A 21,124-nucleotide genomic window follows, 5' to 3' on the forward strand; every position below is an offset into this window, starting at 1 on the left:
CCTCCTTTGATTTTAGATTGGCTGACGAAACCATATCTATTCTATCAAAGCGAGGTATTTTTTTTCAACGCTTAAGCTTTTCTGAACACACCTGCATAGCAGGTGGTTTTATTTATAGACAAAAAAACTTTATCAAAAAATTGTTAATTTTTTTGATAAAGTTCTAAAGTTATTATTTAAAGATATTTGATGTAACTGCATAATTTTACAATTATGCAAGTTTCCAATTTATTAAAATACATCTTCCTCTTTAAATTAGTTATTTATAAATAGGATGTCTACTGCATATTTTATTAACTTTTTCTTTAGCTTCAGTCAGATCCTTATCTCTATTTTCAATTACATAGTTTATAAGATAAGCTATCTCTTTCATTTCCTCCTCTTTAAATCCTCTTGTTGTAACAGCAGGAGTACCTATTCTTATGCCACTTGTGACAAATGGACTTCTTGTTTCAAAAGGAATAGTATTTTTATTTACTGTTATTCCTATACTATCCAAAAGAGCTTCTGCTTCTTTTCCTGTAATATCTTTATTAGTTAAATCAATTAGGATTAAATGATTATCTGTTCCTCCTGAAACTAATTTAAAATCATATTTTTTAAGTTCTTCTTCAAGAACTTTAGCATTTTTTACAACTTGGTGTATATAGTCCTTATAATCCTCCTTTAAGGCCTCAGCAAAACAAACTGCTTTAGCAGCTATAACATGTAGTAAAGGTCCTCCTTGTATTCCAGGGAAAATGGCTTTATCCACTGCTTTTGCATATTTTTCTTTACATAATATAGCTCCACCTCTAGGTCCTCTTAAAGTTTTATGAGTAGTAGTTGTAACAAAATCTGCATATGGTACTGGTGATGGATGAAGACCTACAGCTATTAAACCTGCTATATGAGCCATATCTACCATGAAGTAAGCACCTATTTCATCACAAATAGACTTTATAGCTTCAAAGTCTATTATTCTTGAATAAGCACTTGCACCAGCTACTATCATTTTTGGTTTATTCTCTATAGCAATTTTTCTAAGTTCATTATAATCTATTTTTTCAGTATCTTTATTTACACCATAAGAAATAAAGTTAAACAATTGTCCTGAAAAATTAACTGGACTTCCATGAGTTAAATGACCTCCGTGAGTTAAGTCCATACCTAATATGGTATCTCCTGGTTTTAATACTGATAAATATACAGCCATATTAGCTTGTGAACCTGAATGTGGTTGAACATTTGCATGTTCCGCTTTAAATAGCTTTTTCATTCTTTCTCTAGCTAACTCTTCTGCTTTATCTACTATGTAACATCCACCATAATATCTTTTACCTGGATATCCTTCAGCATATTTGTTTGTAAGTTGAGATCCCATTGCCTCAATTACTGCTTTGCTTACAAAATTTTCTGAAGCTATAAGTTCTATATTGTCATTTTGTCTTCCTGTTTCATCCTGTATAACCTCATAAATTTCTTTGTCTATAATCTTTAAATTATCAAAATTCAAATTTAGCCCCTCCTTAAAATATGTTTACTAAATTATAAGTTTTTTTCTTTAAATTATCAACCCTAACTTCTTAGGTACTAGGTGAATTTTAGATTTCATAAAAGTTTTTGCCAAATACCCTAGTCTTTCTTCTTTTTAGTAACTAATCTTTACTTTCTAAATGCCTTATTTAAAACTTCCATAGCTCTTTTAACAATTAAAACCAGCAATTGTTTTTTAATGACCAATCATTATAATTTAGAGATTAATAGCATAAAATTAAATACATATTTATAAAGTTATTATGTTATAATTACCTTATAAAACATTAAACATTACTTAGTAAAAATATTACTTATCAGAAAGGGTCTTCAGCATGAATAGAAGCTACAAATTACTTCATATTGCTATTAAAGCTGGGGAAATAATACTCCAAAGTGGTGGTGAAGCTTATAGAGTAGAAGAAACCATGAGAAGAATTTGCTATTCCTTTAATATGAATCAAGCTGACTGTTTTGTGACTCCTACAGGAATTATGCTCTCTATTATAGATAAAAACGGGGAAACTTATTCTGTTGTAAAAAGAATAAGTACTAGAACTGTAAACTTAGAGAAAATTTCCATGGTAAACGATTTATCAAGATCTATACTTCCTAAAAAATTAACTTTAGACGAAGTAAATGATAAACTTAACCAAATTAGTAATATGAAAGGATTTAGTTCTAGAGTATTAGTTATCGCAGCTTCTTTTGTAGCTGGTTTTTTCACTTTGCTTTTTGGAGGAAATATTAAAGACTTCTTTGTCTCTTTAGTGATAGGCTTAATTATAAAAATCACATTTACGTTTTTAAATAAGATACAAATAAACGAGTTTTTTATAAATTCCTTATGTGGTGCTATAGCATCTTTTATAGCTATACTTAGTATTAAACTTAATATAGGTCATGATGCTGATAAAATAATAATAGGTTCTATAATGATTTTAGTTCCAGGTCTTTTAATTACTAATGCTATAAGGGATACTATATCTGGAGATTTAGTTTCTGGAATATCTAGAGCCGTAGAAGCATTTTTTATAGCTATAGCAATAGCTGTAGGCTCAGGATTAGTAATAAAGATATGGTCACTAGTATCTGGAGGTATAATTATATGATTGATAACCTTCTTTTAAATTGTTTATATGCCTTTATGGCTACATTGTGTTTCGCCATCCTATTTAATATAAGAGGTAAAAATATTTTTTTCACTTCTTTAGGAGGGGCCATTGGATGGTTTGTTTACATATTTGCTCTTCAGCATTCGGCTTCAAAAATTTTTGCAATATTTTTAGGTTCAATAGCTTTAAGTATATATTCTGAAATAGCTGCTAGAGTATTAAAAGCCCCCGTAACAATTTTTTTAATCTGTGCTATTATACCTTTAGTACCTGGAGCCGGAATGTATTATACTATGCTAGAATCCACAAAAGGAAACATCGACACATCTCTTGGCATAGGCTTAGAAACCCTTAGTCTAGCTGTAACCATAGCCGTAGCTACCATTCTTGTAGCTTCAATTACCAAGGTAATAATGTCTATAAAAAAGATGAAAAAATAAACATGTGCTAGATGCTAAATAATTTATCTAAAAACTTTTGTGATTATTAGCAATTAATAACTAGCAACTAGCACTTTTATTCTAAAGACCTATCAAGACACCCTCTCCTAGTATCTTTAACCTAGTAGCTAGTTACCAGTAACTAACATTGTTCTATTTCATAAACATGGTCAAAGTAGATATTAGTTCCTCTATCTTTTCAATATTTTTGTCATCCCCTTCTTGTACCATACAATTTTCTGCATAGTTTTGAAGTATAAGAGCTCCAACTTTGTTCATGGCTGCTCTTACAGCTGCAACTTGTATTAATATATCTCTACAACAGGCTTCGCTATCCATCATTTTTTCTATTCCTTTTATTTGTCCCTCAATACGTCTTAATCTAACTTGTATGTTTTTCTTTTTATCCTTCTTCTTTTCCATATATCTTTCTCCTACATTAAAATAATAAATTATATACGTATACCCGGTATTATTTTAGTATATCACCAATTTATCTTTTTATCAAAAAAATCCCTACCAAACCATGAAATAAACAACATTTTTATTAAATATGCTTATTTCATTAATTAAGTAGGAATCTGATATTTATATCTTTGCGTTTTTTAACTTTGTTACTCTACTTTCTTATATTACATAAGTTCAATAATTTATTAAAATATATAAATAGGATTCTTAGGAGTTTTACTCCTTAGAGGTCGTTATCCAGGGTCGTGTCATTCTTTATTCCTACTTTTTAAAAAAGCAGAGAGTCCAAATCTTCGATTTGGTGCGAATCGCTTTCACAGAGTGCGATGGGAATATTAGAACGACTAGACATCGGATAAACAGAATTCTTAGGAATTTTACTCCTTAGAAGTCGTTATCCAGGGTCGTGTCATTCTTTATTCCTACTTAAAGAAGATGGGAATATTAGAACGACTAGACATCGGATAAATTATTTATTATCTGTAACTGATTTTTTTATTCCTAATTCTTCTAATTGATTTTCATCAACTACATTTGGTGCTTCCGTCAAAGGACAGAAAGCATTTTGATTCTTAGGAAAAGCTATAACATCTTTGATGTTTTCTGTTCCAGCAAGGAACATAGTCATTCTATCAAATCCATAAGCTAATCCGCCATGTGGTGGTGGACCAAATTTAAAAGCATCTAATAAGAATCCGAATCTCTCCCAAGCAGTTTCTTTAGTAAATCCAAGAACCTTAAACATTTTTGCTTGAAGTTTAGTATCGTGGATTCTTATACTTCCTCCACCTAATTCTTCTCCATTTAAAACTATATCATATGCTTTTGCTCTTACTCTACCTGGATCGCTTTCAAGGTACTCTATATCTTCATCTTTAGGCATTGTAAATGGATGATGCTCTGCTTGATATCTGTCTTCTTCTTCATTATAAGCTAATAGTGGGAAATCTGTAATCCAAACAAACTTATATTCCTTATTATCTTTTAATAATTCTAGTTTGCTTGCCATTTGAAGTCTTAATGCACCAAGAGCTTGAAGTACAACACTGTCTTTATCCGCAACAATTAAAATTAAATCTCCTTGTTTTGCATCTACCTTATCTAAAATAGATTTTATTTCTTCTTCACTTAAGAATTTTGATATAGGAGATTTTATTTCATCTGCTTTATATGCCATCCATGCAAGACCTTTTGCTTTATATGTCTTTACAAATTCACCAAGTTTATCAATTTGCTTTCTTCCCATATCTGCACAGGTTGGTGCTTTTATTGCTCTAACACTTCCCCCATTTTCTATAGCATCTTTAAATACTTTAAATTCACAATTTTTAACTACATCAGTAAGATCATTAATTTCCATTCCAAATCTCAAATCTGGCTTATCACTTCCGTACTTATCCATAGCTTCTTTGTATGGCATTCTTTGTATAGGAAGCTGTACATCTATATCTCCAACTTCTTTAAAGATTCTCTTTATTAATCTTTCATTTACTTCAATTACATCTTCCATGTCTACGAAAGAAAGTTCCATATCTATTTGAGTAAATTCAGGTTGTCTATTAGCTCTCAAATCTTCATCTCTAAAACATTTAGCTATTTGGAAATACTTATCAAAACCTGACACCATTAATAATTGTTTAAATAATTGTGGTGATTGAGGTAATGCATAAAACATTCCTGGGTAATTTCTACTTGGAACAAGATAATCTCTGGCTCCTTCTGGAGTACTCTTAGTCATTATAGGAGTTTCTATTTCTAAAAATCCATTTTCATCTAAGAAATCTCTTACTACTTTAGCTATTTTATGTCTTATTTTAAATATTTTTTGCATATCCGGTCTTCTAAGATCTAGATATCTATATTTTAATCTTACCATTTCATCAGTATCTAAATCTTCTTTTATGTATATAGGTGGAGTTTCAGATTCTGATAGTATCTTGATACTTTGTCCTTTTAACTCAACCATTCCTGTTGGTAAAGTTTCATTAGGAGACTGTCTTTTTACAAGTTCACCTTCTACAGCTATACAGTACTCACTTTTAACTAAATCTGCTTTTTCAAAAGCTTCTTTATTTATTTCTTCTCCAAATACAACTTGAAGAATTCCATCTCTATCTCTAAGATCTATAAAAACTAATCCTCCAAGATTTCTTTTTCTTTGAACCCATCCCATAACTACATGCTTCTCACCCACATTTGTTTCTCTTAAAAGTCCACACATGGATGTTCTCTTAAGTCCATTTAATGATTCTGCCATGTTAATCCTCCTCTACTATTTTCCATTTACTATTGTAACTATTGTATCTAAATCCTTCAAGTTTATATCAAACTGCTCTCCGTCTTCCATTCTCTTTAGTTTAGCTTTTCCTTCATCTAACTCATTTTCTCCCAAGATGATGGTAAATGCCGCTTGTATCTTGTTAGCATATTTCATTTGAGCTTTAACGGATTTATCCATATGATCGCATTCACACTTTAATTTCTTATCTCGTAAAATATTTACTAATTTTAAACTTTCAATCTTTCCTCTTTCACCCATAGATCCAATATATAAATCTACATGATTTGGTTTAGGTATTTGTATATTATTTTCTTCTAGAGTAAGAAGTAGCCTTTCTATTCCCATTCCAAAGCCTACCGCAGGAGTATCTTTTCCTCCAATTTCACTTATTAAGCCATTATACCTTCCACCACCACACACTGTTATATTATCATTTATTATTTCGAAAACTGTTCTAGTGTAATAATCCAATCCCCTTACAATATAAGGGTCAACTTTGTACTTTATATCTAAAGCACCTAAATAATTCTTTAATTTTTCAAAGTGATCTTTACACTCTTCACAAACATAATCTAAAATGATAGGCGCTTCTTTAGCTATGCTTTTACATTCCTTAACTTTGCAATCAAGTATCCTCATAGGATTTCTCTCAAATCTACTTTTACATGTATCACAAAGTTCATCATATCTAGATTTAAAATATGCCTTTAGTGCATCATTATACCTACTTCTGCATTCTGGACATCCTATATTATTTATATTTAATTCTAAATTATGTACTCCGAACTCTTTAAAAGCCTTCATTGCAAGACTTATAATCTCCGCATCCATAGAAGCCTCTTTTGAACCAAAAACTTCTACTCCAAATTGATGATGTTGTCTCAATCTTCCTTTTTGAACATTTTCATATCTAAAAACCGGAGTAAAATAATACATCTTAGTTGGTTGTGCTTCATTAAATAAACTATTTTCTATAAATGCTCTAGCTGCTGGAGCCGTTCCTTCTGCTTTTAAAGTTACACTTCTATCCCCTTTATCTTTAAAAGTGTACATTTCCTTTTGCACAACATCCGTAGTCTCTCCTACTCCTCTTTCAAATAATTCTGTATGTTCAAATATTGGTGTTCTAATTTCTCTACAAGCATAAACAGCAGCTATATTTCTTAATTTTTCTTCTATGTATTGCCATTTATAAGAATCTGCAGGAAGTAAATCCTTGGTTCCCTTTGGGGCTTGAATTGCCATCAAATATCACACTCCTTCAAAATTATAGTGCCAAATTATTGGCACTTTACTAATATAGCTTTCCTAGCAACTCTAATTTTTTATGAATTTTTTCATCTATTCTATGCATATATTCTCTTACATCTTTTATATTTGGAAATCTTTCTAGTCTATTTTCATCTAGGAAAATCACTTTTGTAACAGCATCTGCTCCAATACCTATAATAGTCTGTTTTTCTTCAATCATCTCAATATTGTATATTCCTTCTTTAGCTTTTGTAGCATATCCTACATTCTCCATATTGCCCAGCATATTTTTTTGTCTATACATGTAATACGGTTTCATATTAAGATTTTGCGCCAGCTTAACTGTTTCTTCATACATTTCATTTAACTCATCTTGCTCTTTTATATTAATTTCTTTATTAACTATCTTCTCATGAAGTCTAGAAGCTCTTTTGACAGACATTCCATGAACCGTAACGCTGTCTGGATTAAGTTTTAATATTTCAGAACAAGTATTTTTAATATGAGAAAGTCCTTCACTTGGAAGTCCAACAATTATATCCATATTTATATTATCAAAGCCACATTTTCTTGCCATATTAAACTTATCTATTACATCTTGTGCACTATGGTTTCTACCTATTTCCTTTAAAGTTTCATTATTCATAGTTTGAGGATTTATACTTATTCTATTAACCTCATATTTTCTCATAATTTTAAGCTTATTTTCATTAATACTATCTGGTCTTCCACACTCAACATTAAATTCCTTTACACTTCTTCCTTCTACAAAACTCTTATATATAGAAGACATAATGTATTCAAATTGTCCTTCATTTACAGAAGTAGGAGTACCTCCTCCAAAATATACACACTCTATATTTAGATTTTTATTATCTATAAATTCTCTAATTTTATATATTTCATAATCTAAGTTTTTTAAATAGTCATCTACTATCTTTATGCAACTTTTAATAGGATTTGATGCAAAAGAACAATATAAACATCTTGTTGGGCAAAAAGGCATTCCCACATAAATGCTTATGTTATTTTGCTCTTTATTGACTCTTTCTTTTTCCATGTTTGCTATATCTACACAAAGTCTAGCTTTATCTTCCCTAACAAAAAAATCTTCTTTAAAAATTTTAATTATTTCTTCTTCACTTTTCCCTTGTTTCATCATTTCCAAAACAATTTTTGTAGGTCTTATTCCTATTAGAATTCCCCAAGGAAGATTTTTACCTGTTTTATTTTTAAGATATTTGAAAATTGCACCTTTTATAGCATTGCCTTTTTTTAAAGCCTTATTAAATTCAAAAATATACTCATTATTATCCTCATATATTTCTACTTTATTATCCAATATCCTTACTTCATAATTAAAATCTTCTTCAACAAAAATAATATTTTCAAAGCCAAAAAAAAGCTTAAAAATATGATATACATCATATCTATATTTAAAATCATTCAATTTAATTTTTAACATTTTTATTACCTCATATATCAATAGAACAGAAATATAAATTCTAAAGTTCTATGTGATTTGCAATTAAAAATCCACCTTTTATATAAATATTAAAATTTTTAATATTTACTCAAATGCCAATAAATCTCCATTAAGTAAAACACTATGGTATCTTGATGGATTTCTACGTTATTTTAAAGCATAATCCATTATAAAAATGGATTACTTCTTTTTTCATATCCAATATTGCTTTTAGGTCCATGACCAGGTAAAACTATAGTGTCTTCAGGAAGAATCATTAATTTTTCTTTTATATTTTTAATTAATGCATTATAATCTCCTCCAACAAAATCGGTTCTGCCAATTGAACCTTCGAATAAAGTATCTCCTGTAAAAACTACATTCCTTACAATAAAACACATTCCACCTGGAGTATGACCGGGTGTTTCTATACACTTAATTTCCAAACTTCCTAATGTTAAGATATCACCCTCATTAATTTCTGTATCTTCAGAAGTTCCTTTCCAAGTCGCCCCAAAAACATCTTGACCTTCATTCATCATTTTTTTATCTTTTAAATTAATATATACAGGTATATTATATTTTTCCTTAACATCATTTACAGCTCCAACATGATCCATATGTCCATGAGTTAAAAGAATATACTTAGGATTAACTTCTAATTTTTCTACCTCTTTTATTAAAAGCTTAGCATCTCCGCCTGGATCTATTATAGAGGCATCTTTAGTATTTTCATCTATTAATATATAACAATTCGCAGCATAAAGTCCTAATGGAATTACTTTTATTTTCATGATACCACCCTTTCTATTTCAAAATTAGACTGTGTTTTTAAAATTGTTAATATTATATAAATTACTTATATATAATATTATATATAATTTGAAACAAGTCCTAAAATTAAACTGTGAGACTTAAAATTCCGTCTGAAACCAAGAACCATGTTTATATTAAAAATTTTTTTTACTATCTATCATCAAAGTTACAGGACCGTCATTCTGTATATCTACTTTCATATGAGCTCCAAATACTCCTGTTTCTACTATATCTATTTCTTCTTTACACGCCTCTATAAACTCTAGATAGAGTTTTTCCGCCTCTTCTCCTCCTAAAGCCTGCATAAAATTAGGTCTTCTTCCTTTCCTACAATCTCCATATAAAGTAAATTGAGAAACTACTAAAATTTCCCCTTCTACATCTTTTAAGGATTTATTTAATTTTTCATCTTCATCTTCAAACACTCTCAAGTTTATTATTTTATCCTTTAAATATCTAACATCTTCCATTGTATCATCTTTAGATATACCAAGCAAAACATTAAATCCCTTTTTTATCTTTCCTACAACTTCTCCATTCACCATTACAGAGGATGAAGAAACTCTTTGTACTACAGCTCTCAATCTTAACACCTCATTAATTTTTTGTTCTATATACAGAAATAACTCCTTTAAGCCTTTTCATTTTTCTCATAACTTCTTTTAATTTTTCTATATCAGATATTCTAAGCTTTATATTTACTATTGATATATCTGACCTTATTGTTTTAGCATTAACTGCATATAAAGCTATTTTTGTATCTATTATTGATTCCATAAGTTCAGCTAGTAGGCAATCTCTATTCTCTGCTCTTACTTCTATAGCGGTTATATATTCTGACTTTCTAGAATTTTCACATTCCCATTCAACTTCAATAAGCCTAGTAGTATCATTTATAGCTAAAGACTTTGCATTTTCACAATCTTTTCTATGTACTGAAACTCCTCTTCCCTTTGTTATATATCCCATAATTGGATCACCCGGAACAGGATTACAGCACTTTGCAAATCTTATTAATACATTATCAATTCCCTTTACCTTAACTCCAGGTGAATTGCCTTTTCTCTTTATTTTAGCAGATTCATTAAGTTGCTTTTTTAGCTGTTCTAAATCAACCTCTTCTTTTTGTTCTCCTTCAGTTTTTGAATAAGCTACTAGTTTATTTATAACGGAAGAAGCTGTTACAGAACCTATACTCAACCCGACATATAAGTCCTCTAAAGTATTAAAGTTGAATTTCTTTAATAATGTATCCAAAACCTCACCTTTGGCCAATTTGGTAAAGTTTATTGTTTGACGCTTACATTCTTTTTCAATTAATTCTTTTCCTTTTTCTATATTATCATGTCTTTTTTCCTTCTTAAACCAAGCTTTAATTTTACTTTTAGCTTGATTACTCTTTGCAAAATTTAGCCAATCCTTGCTAGGCCCTTTAGATGCTGCAGATGTAAGCACTTCCACAATTTCTCCAGTTTTTAAACGATAATTAAGAGGAACTATTTTGCTATTAACTTTAGCCCCTACACATTTATGCCCTACATCTGTATGGATTCTATATGCAAAATCTATAGGAGTTGAATCATATGGAAGATTTATTACAGCACCTTTAGGTGTAAATACAAAAACTTCATCTGAAAACATATCTATTTTAAAATTTTCCATGAATTCTTCAGGATTTGTAGTTTCTCTTTGCCATTCTAAAACTTCACGAAGCCAAGTAAGCTTTGTCTCAAAGTTCTTACCATCTTTAGCCGAATCTCCTTCTTTATATTTCCAATGAGCTGCAATTCCATATTCTGAAGTATTATGCATCTCATAAGTTCTAATCTGTATTTCAAAAGGTTTTCCTTGAGGTCCAATAACTGTTGAATGTAGTGACTGATACATATTAGGTTTAGGCATTGCTATATAATCCTTAAACCTTCCAGGAATAGGCTTATACATAGTATGTACAATCCCTAATGCAGCATAACAATCTCTTACATCTTCTACAATAATTCTAACAGCAGTTAAATCATAAATTTGATCTATAGTTTTATTTTTTACAACCATCTTCCTATAAATACTATAAAAATGTTTAGGTCTTCCTGCTATATCTGCTTTTATACCTGTACTTTCTAATTTTTCTTTTAGTTGCTGAATTATATTATTTATATATTCTTCTCTTTCATCTCTTTTTTCAGCAACCTTTTTTACCAAATCATAATACTGGTTAGGATTCATATATCTTAAAGCTAAGTCTTCCAATTCCCATTTAACCTTGGAAATTCCTAATCTATGTGCCAAAGGGGCATAGATATCCAAAGTTTCTTTTGCTTTTTCTTTCTGCTTTTCAACAGACATATATTTTAAAGTTCTCATATTATGAAGTCTATCTGCCAACTTTATTAATATAACTCTTATATCTTTAGTCATAGCAAAAAGCATCTTTCTTACATTCTCTGCTTGTTGCTCTTCCTTTGTTTTATACTTTATTTTGCCGAGTTTTGTTACTCCTTCAACTAAGTTAGCAACTTCACTATTAAACTCTTTCTCTACATCTTCATAAGTATAGTGCGTATCCTCAATCACATCATGAAGTAAACTTGCTGCAATAGTATTTTCATCTAATCCCATTTCAGCCAGTATACAAGCAACTTGAACTGGATGCATTATATATGGTTCACCAGATATTCTCTTTTGCTCCTCATGTGCACTCTCCGCAAAATTATAAGCTTTTATAATAAATTCTTTATTAACATTATGACAATTTCCGTCAATTTTTTCTAATAAATCATCCAGCATACAATTTCTCTCCTAAAATCAAAAGCTGGTTTTAGTAACCAGCCGCTGTTTTTTTTATAAACATTATATAATATGGTGTAGAAATTTGCAATAAAAACCTTTTTTTATATAATTCCTTTGTCTACCAATATTTTATCCATTTTGAAATATATTAATCATTATAAAAAACACTCCTGATCAAGTCAGGAGTACTTTTATATATCGTATTGAACTAAAGACATTACATCATAACCATCTAGTTTGTCTTTTCCTTTTAAATCAGTAAGTTCAATAATAAAGTCAACGCTTACCACTTCTCCACCAAGCTTTTCTATAAGTTTAACAACAGATTCAATAGTTCCACCCGTAGCAAGTAAATCATCTACAATAGCAACCCTTTGTCCTGGTTTTATAGCATCTTCATGTATTTCTAAAGTATCTGTTCCATATTCTAAAGAATAGTCAACTGAAACTGTATCACTTGGAAGTTTTCCTTTTTTTCTAACAGGAACAAATCCAACTCCAACTGCATAAGCTACTGGAGCACCAAATAAAAAGCCTCTAGCTTCTGGTCCTACAATAACATCAACGTTTTTGTCTTTTAAATGCTCTGCAACTTTATCTACTGAGTACTTGAAAGCTTTACTATTTTGTAATAGTGTTGTAACATCCTTGAAACTTATTCCTTCCTTAGGAAATCCATCAATTATTCTAATACTTTCTCTTAAATCCACTTGTATTCCCCCTACATGTTTTATTGATTTTAATTGTATTAAGGCTATGTTTTAAGAAATTGTCAATAAGGACGTTTTAGGAAATATTATTTGCATTTTTTAAAACAAAGTCTATATTAAAAATTATATTTTCTTATCATATTTATATACTTAGCAATTCTTTCTGCTCTTTCTTTATCAGAAGTGGTAAAAAGCTCAACTATTATCCTTGCATCGTCCATTCTTCCTACTGCATTAACTTTAGGCATTATAGTGTGAGAAATCTTAAATAAAGACAAATAGTTTATATCAACTATATTATTTATTTTCATTAAAGCTTTAATTCCATAGTTATTAGTATTTGCTAAATAATAAATGCCTTTTTCAACCATACTTTTATTTTCATCAACTAAAGATACACCGCTGGAAATTATACCTATTGCTACTAAATCAAGATACTTTTCAATATATTTCACATGATACTCTTTAGCTATAGCATAAGCTAATTTATAAGCTATCCCTACCGCACTCAATTCTTTGAATGAATTAATACACCCTTCTTGTTTAGGATTTATAACTATAGTTTTCGGTATACCATCCTTGGGCACATGATAATCTGTAATTATTACATCCATATTATATTTTTTACAGAACTCTACTTCTCTGAATGAATTAATTCCACATCCTACGGTAATGATTAAATTTGCTCCTAGAACTCTTATATCATTTTCAATTGCATCACAATTAAAAATTTCTTTTTCTTCTAAAGTATCTGGAATATAGTACTCTACATCTGAATTTAAATATTTTAAAATTAGAATAAGAAGTGAAACGCTGGTTATCCCATCTACATCATAGGCACCGTAAACAATTATCTTCTCTCTTTTATTAACTGCTTCAGTAATCCTGTCAACAGCACTTTTTATTCCTTTTAAAATATATGTATCACTTTCATTCATTGAACTTAAAAAGTTATCATAACAACAATATTTTTTCATATACAGTCCCCCAAAGTTTATAGGAAGCAAATAATATTATAAGTTAAAATCACTATTATTACAAATATTTTTTACAAATAAAAAAATAAAAGACCCAGAATTCACCTCTCTGGATCTTTTTGCTTATCCGATGTCTAGTCATTCTAATACTCCCATTTTCTTTAAAGTGGGAGTAAGAAATGACACGACCCTGGATAACGATTTCTAAATTTTCAGATGGAGTAAAAACTCCTTCTGAAACTAAGAATTCTGTTTATCCGATGTCTAGTCATTCTAATACTCTCATTCTCTTTAAAGAGAGTAAGAAATAACAGAACCTTAAATAATGTTTTCTTGGCTTTAGATGGAGTTTAGAACTCCATCTAAAGCTAAGAAATCTATCTATGCTGCAGCTTTATTTTTGGATTTCCTTTTCTTAAGCATAACCCAAACTGGGCTTGCTATGAAAATTGAAGAATACGCTCCTGAAACTATCCCTATTATAAGAGGGAAAGCAAAATCTCTTACAGATGGTACAAATACATAAACTGCTACAATTGTAAATAATGTAGTTAATACAGTATTTATAGATCTTGTCATTGTTTGTGTTATACTTTCATTCGCTAATTCTTCTATTTTTTTGCCTCTCATCTTATTCTTATTCTCTCTTATTCTATCAAAAATAACTATAGTATCATTTATAGAATAACCTAATATAGTTAATATCGCTGCTATAAAAGGAGAATTTAAAGGGATTTGGAAAATAGCATACACACTTAAAGTAATCAGTATATCATGCACTAGCGCTACTATTGCTGCTATTCCAAATTTAAGTTCAAATCTCATAGCTATGTATATTAACATTGCTATAGTTGCTATTCCAAAAGCTTTCAACGCTTTATCTTTTAATTCTTTACCTATGGCTGGACCAACATTACTTTGAGAAACCAAAGCATTGTCCTTAAGTTTATATTTTTGTTTTACATCATTAAACATTTTATTTATAGTATCATTTGTTAATACATTACTTTTTATATCTATTTGGGTTTCATTAGCTATATTAGTGGTAGCATTAGGATCATATTTTTTTATTATCTTATCTACTTCTTCTTTAATATTTTGATTAAAGCCTTTTCCCATATCAATAGTTACAATATTTCCGCCTTTAAAATCTATACCATAATTTAACCCCTTAGCTCCCAAGAGAGTCATACCTATTACAATTATTATTAAAGATAAACTAAACCAAATTTTTGTTTTTTGTATAATACTTAATACCCTATTTGCTGTTTCCTTCTTCTTAACACCAAAATGAGAAGTTGAATTGATTAATCCTATTTCAATACCTAATTTAAGTAATAGTTTTGTAACTGTTAGGGCTGTAAATATACTTAATACTATACCTATCATAAGTGTTAAAGCAAATCCTTTAACTGAACCTGAACCTAGAGAATATAAAACTATACCTGCTATTATGGTAGTTATATTGGAGTCAAGTATAGATGAAAGCGCTCTATTAAACCCTGTTTCTACAGCATTTCTTATGCTTTTCCCTATTTTTAACTCTTCTTTTATTCTTTCAAATATGAGTACATTAGCATCAACAGCCATACCTACCGTAAGTAAGAAACCTGCTATTCCTGATAAAGTAAGTGTTACATTAGCAGCTGAGAAAGTCGCAAGTACAATAACTACATAAAATACTAGTGCTATATCTGCCATTAATCCAGGCGCTCTATAGTAGAATAACATAAATAATAAAATCAATCCTATTCCTATAGCTCCTGCTTTCATACTTAGAGGCAAAGCATTTTGTCCTAGAGTTGCACCTACTGTCTTAAATTCAACAGCTTTAAGTGTAACAGGAAGAGCTCCTGATTTTATTATATTAGCTTGTCGTTTTGCTTCTTCTAATGACTTACTACCTTCAATAATTGCCTTTCCATTAGTTATTACACTGTTAACTGTAGGCTTAGTAAGTTCTTCCCCGTCCATATATATTCCTATTGGTTGATTTAAAAACTTTGATGTAGCTTCAGCAAACTTCTTAGTTCCTTCTGCATTAAGTTCCAACCCTATTATAGGTTTACCCATTTCGTTCATATATGAATTTGCTGTTTTAACATCTGTACCAGTTAAAATAACTTTATTATCTGGCCCTTTAAATTCTAATTTACCTGTTTTTCCTATACTTTGAAGGACTTTCTTCGAATCATACTCTCCTGGTATTTCGATTCTTATTCTATTTTTCCCCTCTTTGGATACAGTTGTTTCTTTAGCCCCATTAGGGTTTACTCTCATAGAAAGCATTTCTATAGTTGTTTCCATTGTAGAATTATCAAATTTTTCACTTTGAACTTCTTCTAAAACAGAAATACCACCTTGAAGATCAAGTCCTTTGTTTATTGTTTCACTAAATGGTTTTACTCTATACCCAGCTATATTCTTAAATCCAAAAAAACCAGCATATGCTAGCACAGCTACTACTAAAACAATTAAACAAAACAAAGTTGTACTCTTAGTTTTTTTAGATTTGTTAACTTTTGAGTTTCTCATTTTTATCCCCCTTTGTCACATATTATAGGCACAAATATACCTTATTATAGTACTTTTATTTTTTCTAGTCAATATTAGGTAATTTTTAAATTATTTTTCCATCTTTTTCGCTTTTAAAGCAATTGCACATTCTACTCTTTTCTTTTGCATCTCACATCCTATTTTATATGGAGTGTGTATATCATTGTTAAAATTATAGTTGTTAGCTTGACAGCCTCCACTACAATAAAATTTAGCCCAACATTCTTTACATGTAGGTTTATTGTATATGTGTGCAGACTTAAATTTTTGAGCAATATCCCAATTTATCTTATCATCACTATCATATATTGTGCCCATTTTAAAATCTTCATTTCCTACAAATTGATGACATGGGTATACATCTCCATCAGGAGTTACTGCAATATATTCATGTCCTGCACCGCAACCAGATATTCTTTTATAAACACAAGGTCCCCCTTGAAGATCTATGTTAAAATGATAGAATTTAAATTCATTTCCTTTTCTGTATCTATCCAACATTTCTTTATAAAGCATATCATAGTTCTCAAATATAGTTTCTAAATCTTCTTCTCTTAAAGATAATGGATGTTCATCCGGAAGTACAACAGGTTCAACAGAAATTTCTTTAAACCCTAAATCCGCTAAATGCTTTATATCTTTAAAAAAGTCTGTATTATCTCTAGTAAAAGTCCCTCTTACATAATACTGTTTTGACTTGTCTCTTTTCTCTACCATTTTATATATTTTAGGAAGTATTGATTCATAAGTTCCACTATTGTCTACTCTTATTCTAACATTATCATTTACTTCTTTTCTTCCATCAATACTTAATACTATATTTCCCATTTCTTTGTCCATATATTCCATATTTTCATCATTTAAAAGGGTAGCATTAGTAGTCATAGTAAATCTTATAACTTTATTATGTACTTTTTCCTGTTCTCTTGCATAAGCTATTATTTCTTTTATTTCTTTCATTGCAAGAAGAGGTTCTCCTCCAAATAAATCTACTTCTATATTTTTTCTTGGTCCACTATGAGCTATAACATAATCTATAGCTTTTTTAGCTACATCTACAGACATAACTTTTCTAGCACCATGATATTTTCCTTCATCTGCAAAACAGTATTTACATCTTAGATTGCAATCATGAGTTATATTTAAACACAATGCTTTTATAAAACTGTCTCCTTCTTCACTTTTTATAGCTATATCTTCATATAAATCTTTTGAATATAGATATCCTTCTTTTACTAATTCATCTATTTCATTGTATACTTCCTGTATTTCTTCTACAGGGTACTTATCTCTATATTCTTCAATAAGTTCTTCTTTGCTTCTAAAATTATCCTCATCTAATAAATCATATACTATTTCATCTATTATATGTACCGCTCCCGTGTTTACATCTAAAACAAAATAGTCTTCATCTTGAATAAATTTATGTATTAATGACAATTTAATTTCCTCCTCAAACAAACATAAAGCAGTAACTAAATGTTACTGCTCATCTTTAACTATTATTTTTCACAAGCTAAATTTGCAACTGTACAAGATGTTTTACATGCAGATTGGCATGAGTTAGCACATTCTTTACATCCTGGCTTATTCAAACTGTTTTTTATATTTGGCTTGTTTATAGTTTTAATGTGTTTCATCTCAATTCCTCCATTCCCAATATAAAATTACTCTGTAAATTATATCATATATTCAAAATTAAATAAAGTATTTTAAATATTTACCCCCAACATACCAGATAAGGTACCTACTCCGAGGGCTAGTACTATTCTAAGTATACTAAAATTTGTAAGTGCAAAACCTCTTCCGTTAAGTACAGACACGAGATAAATAATAATCATATAAATTAATGCTACCACCAATCCAACTAGCCAACCTTTTTTATTTATCTTTTTTACTGCATACATTGTTCCATACATTACTCCAAGAGCAGTTATTACAACTTTATATACAGAATCAAATTTAGCATTTGTGTCTGTAAAAGAAGTTATCACTGCATATATTAACAATAATCCCAGTGTTAAAAAAAAACTTCTTACTATCCCTTCTCCTATAGGCATTATGCTACTATTATCGCCCATAAAAACACCTCCTATCTAGTAATATCTATGTGGATTGGAGGTGTTTTAGTACATTATTATTTTTCTTCCTTTAATGCACTAGTAGTAGTAGCAATTCCATTCTTTGAAAGTTTAAATTTCACTTTATCTGGACCTGATTCAATTATGATAAATTCATCTTGTATTCTTGTAATTTTCCCTATTATACCACCTCTTGTTATAACCTCATCGTTTACTCTTAATCCCTCTAACATGGAATTGTATTGCTTTTTCCTCTTTTTATCAGGTAATATAATAAATATGTATAGTACCCCCATAAATAACACAAAAGGCAATATTAATGATATAATTGATTGTTGTGGCATAGTAAACCCTCCTTTTTACAAATCTTTATTCTTTTATTATTAATTCTACGCTCTTCCGCCCCATTCCTCTAGCTTTTGAGCTTTAAAATCATCAAAATAATCGCCATCTATTGCAACTCTTATATCTTCCATTAATTTATTGTAAAAATATAAATTATGAAGTACACATAATCTCATTGCAAGCATTTCTTTTGCTTTAAAAAGATGTCTTATATAAGCTCTGGTGTAATGTTTACATGCAGGACAGTCACATTCCTCATCTATTGGATTATTGTCTAACTCAAACTTAGCATTCATTAAATTAATTTTACCATACTTAGTAAACACATGTCCATGTCTTCCATTTCTGGCAGGAAGTACACAATCGAAAAAGTCTACTCCTCTTTCTACTGCTTCAAGTATATTACTTGGAATCCCCACTCCCATTAAATATCTTGGTTTATCAGAAGGAAGGTATGGCTCTACTGCACTAATAATTCTATACATTTCCTCATGAGATTCTCCAACTGCAAGACCACCTATAGCATATCCATCTAAATCCATTTTTGATATTTCTTTGGCATGCTCTATTCTTATATCTTCATAAACTCCACCTTGATTTATTCCAAATAGCATTTGTTTTTTATTTATTGTGTCTGGAAGAGAGTTCAATCTTTCCATTTCTTTTTTACATCTCTCAAGCCATCTTGTTGTTCTTGCTACGGAATTTACAACATATTCCCTTGAAGATGGGTTAGGTATACACTCATCAAAAGCCATAGCTATTGTAGATGCTAAGTTGCTTTGAATTTGCATACTTTCTTCAGGTCCCATAAAAATTCTTCTTCCATCTATGTGAGAGTTAAAATAAACCCCTTCTTCTTCTATCTTCCTTAATCCTGCTAAAGAAAACACTTGAAAACCACCTGAATCAGTAAGTATAGGTCTATACCAATTCATAAACTTATGAAGTCCACCCAACTTTTTAATGACTTTATCTCCTGGTCTTAAGTGAAGATGGTAAGTATTTGAAAGTTCTACTTGACATTCTATTTCTTTTAAATCCATAGTAGATACCGCTCCTTTTATAGCAGCTAAAGTACCCACATTCATAAATACTGGTGTTTGTACTACTCCATGAGGTGTAGTAAATTCACCACGTCTAGCATTTCCGTTCTTTTTTATCAGCTTAAACATTAATTATCTCCTTCCAAATCAACTTTAAATAAGGTTGCATAATAAATTTATTAATAACCAGTCACTATATTAATTTTTTATTTTATAAACATAGCATCTCCAAAACTAAAAAATCTATATTTTTCTTGTACAGCAATGTTATAAGCATTCATCATAAGTTCTTTGCTTGAAAGAGCACTTACTAACATTAAAAGAGTAGATTGTGGCAAATGAAAATTTGTAATTAATGCATCTACTATTTTAAATTTATAACCAGGATATATAAAAATATCTGTCCATCCTGATTGTTCTTTAACTCTTCCATTTTCATCTCCTATAGTTTCTAAAGTTCTTGATGATGTAGTCCCAACAGCTATAACTCTTCCGCCCTTTTCTTTTGTTTCATTTATAGTAGTAGCTGTTTGTTTTGACATTGTATAATACTCAGAATGCATATGATGTTCTTCTATAGTATCAACCTTTACAGGTCTAAAAGTTCCAAGTCCTACATGAAGGGTAAGAAAGCATATTTTAACGCCTTTTGATTTAATTTCATTTAATAACTCTTCTGTAAAGTGAAGACCTGCTGTTGGCGCTGCAGCAGAACCCACCTCTTTTGAATAAACAGTTTGATACCTTTCCTTGTCTTCTAACTTTTCAGTTATATATGGTGGAAGAGGCATTTGCCCTAGATTATCTAATACTTCTTCAAATATTCCTTCATATTCAAACTCAACAATTCTGCTTCCGTCTTCTCCTTCTCCTTTAACTTCGGCCTTAAGCTCTCCTTGACCAAATTCAAATCTTGCTCCTATTTTAGCTCTTTTCCCAGGTTTAACAAGGACTTCCCATTTATCTTTATCTATTCTCTTAAGAAGCAAGAATTCCATTTTGCCACCAGTACCTTCTTTTTGCCCAATTAACCTAGCTGGCAAAACTCTAGTATCATTTAATACTAGACAATCTCCTTCTTTTAAATAATCTACAATATTCTTAAACACTTTATGTTCAATTTCATTGGTCTTTCTATCAATTATCATAAGCCTTGACTCATCTCTTTTTTCTGCTGGATGTTGTGCAATTAATTCCTCTGGTAAATAAAAATCAAAATCACTAACCTTCACTATGTCCACTCCTCTTGTGTAATTTTTATTTTTATACGA

The 21,124-nt window shown here is 30.0% G+C and carries 20 protein-coding genes and 1 pseudogene; 3 read left to right on the top strand and 18 right to left on the bottom strand.

Annotated elements, in window-relative coordinates; all coding sequences use genetic code 11:
• Positions 1-259: 259 nt before the first annotated feature.
• Positions 260-1,495 (bottom strand): serine hydroxymethyltransferase, encoded by a 1,236-nt coding sequence (glyA, locus tag OW729_RS08110; RefSeq protein ID WP_268060986.1) that lies wholly within the window; start codon positions 1,493-1,495, stop codon positions 260-262.
• A 355-nt stretch (positions 1,496-1,850) separates the two neighbouring features.
• Between glyA and OW729_RS08115 the strand changes: the two genes are divergently transcribed.
• Together OW729_RS08115 and OW729_RS08120 are read left to right on the top strand one after the other, a co-directional pair.
• Positions 1,851-2,627, top strand: a complete 777-nt coding sequence (locus tag OW729_RS08115; RefSeq protein ID WP_268060987.1) for a threonine/serine exporter family protein — start codon at positions 1,851-1,853, stop codon at positions 2,625-2,627.
• Positions 2,624-3,070: a threonine/serine exporter family protein gene (locus tag OW729_RS08120; RefSeq protein WP_268060988.1), complete on the top strand. Its 447-nt coding sequence runs from the start codon at positions 2,624-2,626 to the stop codon at positions 3,068-3,070. The genes OW729_RS08115 and OW729_RS08120 overlap by 4 nt, the downstream gene beginning before the upstream one ends.
• A gap of 153 nt (positions 3,071-3,223) precedes the next feature.
• On the opposite strand, the gene OW729_RS08125 is transcribed toward OW729_RS08120, so the two are convergent.
• The 9 genes from OW729_RS08125 to OW729_RS08165 form a co-directional block, all read right to left on the bottom strand.
• Positions 3,224-3,493: a metal-sensitive transcriptional regulator gene (locus tag OW729_RS08125; protein WP_268060989.1), complete on the bottom strand. Its 270-nt coding sequence runs from the start codon at positions 3,491-3,493 to the stop codon at positions 3,224-3,226.
• A gap of 514 nt (positions 3,494-4,007) precedes the next feature.
• Complete coding sequence (gene aspS / locus OW729_RS08130; protein WP_268060990.1) at positions 4,008-5,795, bottom strand: aspartate--tRNA ligase; 1,788 nt, start codon at positions 5,793-5,795, stop codon at positions 4,008-4,010.
• Positions 5,796-5,810: 15 nt separating this feature from the next.
• On the bottom strand, positions 5,811-7,064 hold the full coding sequence (gene hisS / locus OW729_RS08135; RefSeq protein ID WP_268061130.1) for a histidine--tRNA ligase: 1,254 nt from the start codon (positions 7,062-7,064) through the stop codon (positions 5,811-5,813).
• Positions 7,065-7,113: 49 nt separating this feature from the next.
• Positions 7,114-8,535 (bottom strand): coproporphyrinogen III oxidase, encoded by a 1,422-nt coding sequence (locus tag OW729_RS08140; RefSeq protein ID WP_268060991.1) that lies wholly within the window; start codon positions 8,533-8,535, stop codon positions 7,114-7,116.
• A 188-nt stretch (positions 8,536-8,723) separates the two neighbouring features.
• Positions 8,724-9,329: an MBL fold metallo-hydrolase gene (locus OW729_RS08145; RefSeq protein ID WP_268060992.1), complete on the bottom strand. Its 606-nt coding sequence runs from the start codon at positions 9,327-9,329 to the stop codon at positions 8,724-8,726.
• A gap of 156 nt (positions 9,330-9,485) precedes the next feature.
• Positions 9,486-9,935 carry a D-aminoacyl-tRNA deacylase gene (gene dtd / locus OW729_RS08150; RefSeq protein WP_268060993.1) on the bottom strand — a complete coding sequence of 150 codons (450 nt, stop codon included), beginning with the start codon at positions 9,933-9,935 and terminating at the stop codon, positions 9,486-9,488.
• A gap of 13 nt (positions 9,936-9,948) precedes the next feature.
• Positions 9,949-12,135, bottom strand: coding sequence for a RelA/SpoT family protein (locus OW729_RS08155; protein ID WP_268060994.1), 2,187 nt, complete (start codon positions 12,133-12,135; stop codon positions 9,949-9,951).
• A gap of 194 nt (positions 12,136-12,329) precedes the next feature.
• A complete protein-coding gene (locus OW729_RS08160; RefSeq protein WP_268060995.1) occupies positions 12,330-12,848 on the bottom strand; it encodes an adenine phosphoribosyltransferase in 519 nt (172 codons plus the stop codon).
• 116 nt (positions 12,849-12,964) lie between these two features.
• Positions 12,965-13,825 carry a DHH family phosphoesterase gene (locus OW729_RS08165; protein WP_268060996.1) on the bottom strand — a complete coding sequence of 287 codons (861 nt, stop codon included), beginning with the start codon at positions 13,823-13,825 and terminating at the stop codon, positions 12,965-12,967.
• A 179-nt stretch (positions 13,826-14,004) separates the two neighbouring features.
• On the opposite strand from OW729_RS08165, the gene OW729_RS08170 reads away from it, so the two are divergent.
• Positions 14,005-14,136 (top strand): hypothetical protein, encoded by a 132-nt coding sequence (locus tag OW729_RS08170; protein ID WP_268060998.1) that lies wholly within the window; start codon positions 14,005-14,007, stop codon positions 14,134-14,136.
• Between the two features lie 70 nt (positions 14,137-14,206).
• On the opposite strand, the gene secF is transcribed toward OW729_RS08170, so the two are convergent.
• The 8 genes and pseudogenes from secF to queA all read right to left on the bottom strand — a co-directional run bounded on the left by secF (position 14,207) and on the right by queA (position 21,085).
• Positions 14,207-15,073 (bottom strand): protein translocase subunit SecF, encoded by an 867-nt coding sequence (gene secF / locus OW729_RS19410; RefSeq protein ID WP_326498367.1) that lies wholly within the window; start codon positions 15,071-15,073, stop codon positions 14,207-14,209.
• Positions 15,074-15,094: 21 nt separating this feature from the next.
• Positions 15,095-16,360, bottom strand: a pseudogene (secD, locus tag OW729_RS19415) (protein translocase subunit SecD); the annotation flags it as partial.
• 90 nt (positions 16,361-16,450) lie between these two features.
• Positions 16,451-17,821 carry a thioether cross-link-forming SCIFF peptide maturase gene (gene scfB / locus OW729_RS08180; protein WP_268061000.1) on the bottom strand — a complete coding sequence of 457 codons (1,371 nt, stop codon included), beginning with the start codon at positions 17,819-17,821 and terminating at the stop codon, positions 16,451-16,453.
• 62 nt (positions 17,822-17,883) lie between these two features.
• Positions 17,884-18,021 (bottom strand): six-cysteine ranthipeptide SCIFF, encoded by a 138-nt coding sequence (gene scfA, locus OW729_RS08185; RefSeq protein ID WP_268061001.1) that lies wholly within the window; start codon positions 18,019-18,021, stop codon positions 17,884-17,886.
• Between the two features lie 72 nt (positions 18,022-18,093).
• Entirely contained in the window at positions 18,094-18,462 is a 369-nt protein-coding gene (locus OW729_RS08190; protein WP_268061002.1) for a TIGR04086 family membrane protein, read from the bottom strand.
• Positions 18,463-18,518: 56 nt separating this feature from the next.
• Positions 18,519-18,806: a preprotein translocase subunit YajC gene (gene yajC / locus OW729_RS08195; protein WP_268061003.1), complete on the bottom strand. Its 288-nt coding sequence runs from the start codon at positions 18,804-18,806 to the stop codon at positions 18,519-18,521.
• A gap of 45 nt (positions 18,807-18,851) precedes the next feature.
• Positions 18,852-19,982 carry a tRNA guanosine(34) transglycosylase Tgt gene (tgt, locus tag OW729_RS08200; protein ID WP_268061004.1) on the bottom strand — a complete coding sequence of 377 codons (1,131 nt, stop codon included), beginning with the start codon at positions 19,980-19,982 and terminating at the stop codon, positions 18,852-18,854.
• Between the two features lie 77 nt (positions 19,983-20,059).
• The gene (gene queA, locus OW729_RS08205; RefSeq protein WP_268061005.1) at positions 20,060-21,085 is read right to left on the bottom strand and encodes a tRNA preQ1(34) S-adenosylmethionine ribosyltransferase-isomerase QueA; all 1,026 of its coding nucleotides are present in this window, start codon (positions 21,083-21,085) and stop codon (positions 20,060-20,062) included.
• Positions 21,086-21,124: the final 39 nt, after the last annotated feature.

The organism is Clostridium brassicae, assembly GCF_026738875.1.
In the GTDB taxonomy this organism is placed as follows: Bacteria; Bacillota; Clostridia; order Clostridiales; family Clostridiaceae; genus Clostridium_H; species Clostridium_H brassicae.

What these genes read in the sequence shown, in the direction of transcription:
- OW729_RS08115 (WP_268060987.1), top strand. Translation starts at nt 1,851, where the DNA reads ATGAATAGAAGCTACAAATTACTTCATATTGCTATTAAAGCTGGGGAA.
- OW729_RS08120 (WP_268060988.1), top strand. Translation starts at nt 2,624, where the DNA reads ATGATTGATAACCTTCTTTTAAATTGTTTATATGCCTTTATGGCTACA.
- OW729_RS08125 (WP_268060989.1), bottom strand. Translation starts at nt 3,493, where the DNA reads ATGGAAAAGAAGAAGGATAAAAAGAAAAACATACAAGTTAGATTAAGA.
- aspS (WP_268060990.1), bottom strand. Translation starts at nt 5,795, where the DNA reads ATGGCAGAATCATTAAATGGACTTAAGAGAACATCCATGTGTGGACTT.
- hisS (WP_268061130.1), bottom strand. Translation starts at nt 7,064, where the DNA reads ATGGCAATTCAAGCCCCAAAGGGAACCAAGGATTTACTTCCTGCAGAT.
- OW729_RS08140 (WP_268060991.1), bottom strand. Translation starts at nt 8,535, where the DNA reads ATGTTAAAAATTAAATTGAATGATTTTAAATATAGATATGATGTATAT.
- OW729_RS08145 (WP_268060992.1), bottom strand. Translation starts at nt 9,329, where the DNA reads ATGAAAATAAAAGTAATTCCATTAGGACTTTATGCTGCGAATTGTTAT.
- OW729_RS08155 (WP_268060994.1), bottom strand. Translation starts at nt 12,135, where the DNA reads ATGCTGGATGATTTATTAGAAAAAATTGACGGAAATTGTCATAATGTT.
- OW729_RS08165 (WP_268060996.1), bottom strand. Translation starts at nt 13,825, where the DNA reads ATGAAAAAATATTGTTGTTATGATAACTTTTTAAGTTCAATGAATGAA.
- OW729_RS08170 (WP_268060998.1), top strand. Translation starts at nt 14,005, where the DNA reads ATGACACGACCCTGGATAACGATTTCTAAATTTTCAGATGGAGTAAAA.
- scfA (WP_268061001.1), bottom strand. Translation starts at nt 18,021, where the DNA reads ATGAAACACATTAAAACTATAAACAAGCCAAATATAAAAAACAGTTTG.
- OW729_RS08190 (WP_268061002.1), bottom strand. Translation starts at nt 18,462, where the DNA reads ATGGGCGATAATAGTAGCATAATGCCTATAGGAGAAGGGATAGTAAGA.
- yajC (WP_268061003.1), bottom strand. Translation starts at nt 18,806, where the DNA reads ATGCCACAACAATCAATTATATCATTAATATTGCCTTTTGTGTTATTT.
- tgt (WP_268061004.1), bottom strand. Translation starts at nt 19,982, where the DNA reads ATGTTTAAGCTGATAAAAAAGAACGGAAATGCTAGACGTGGTGAATTT.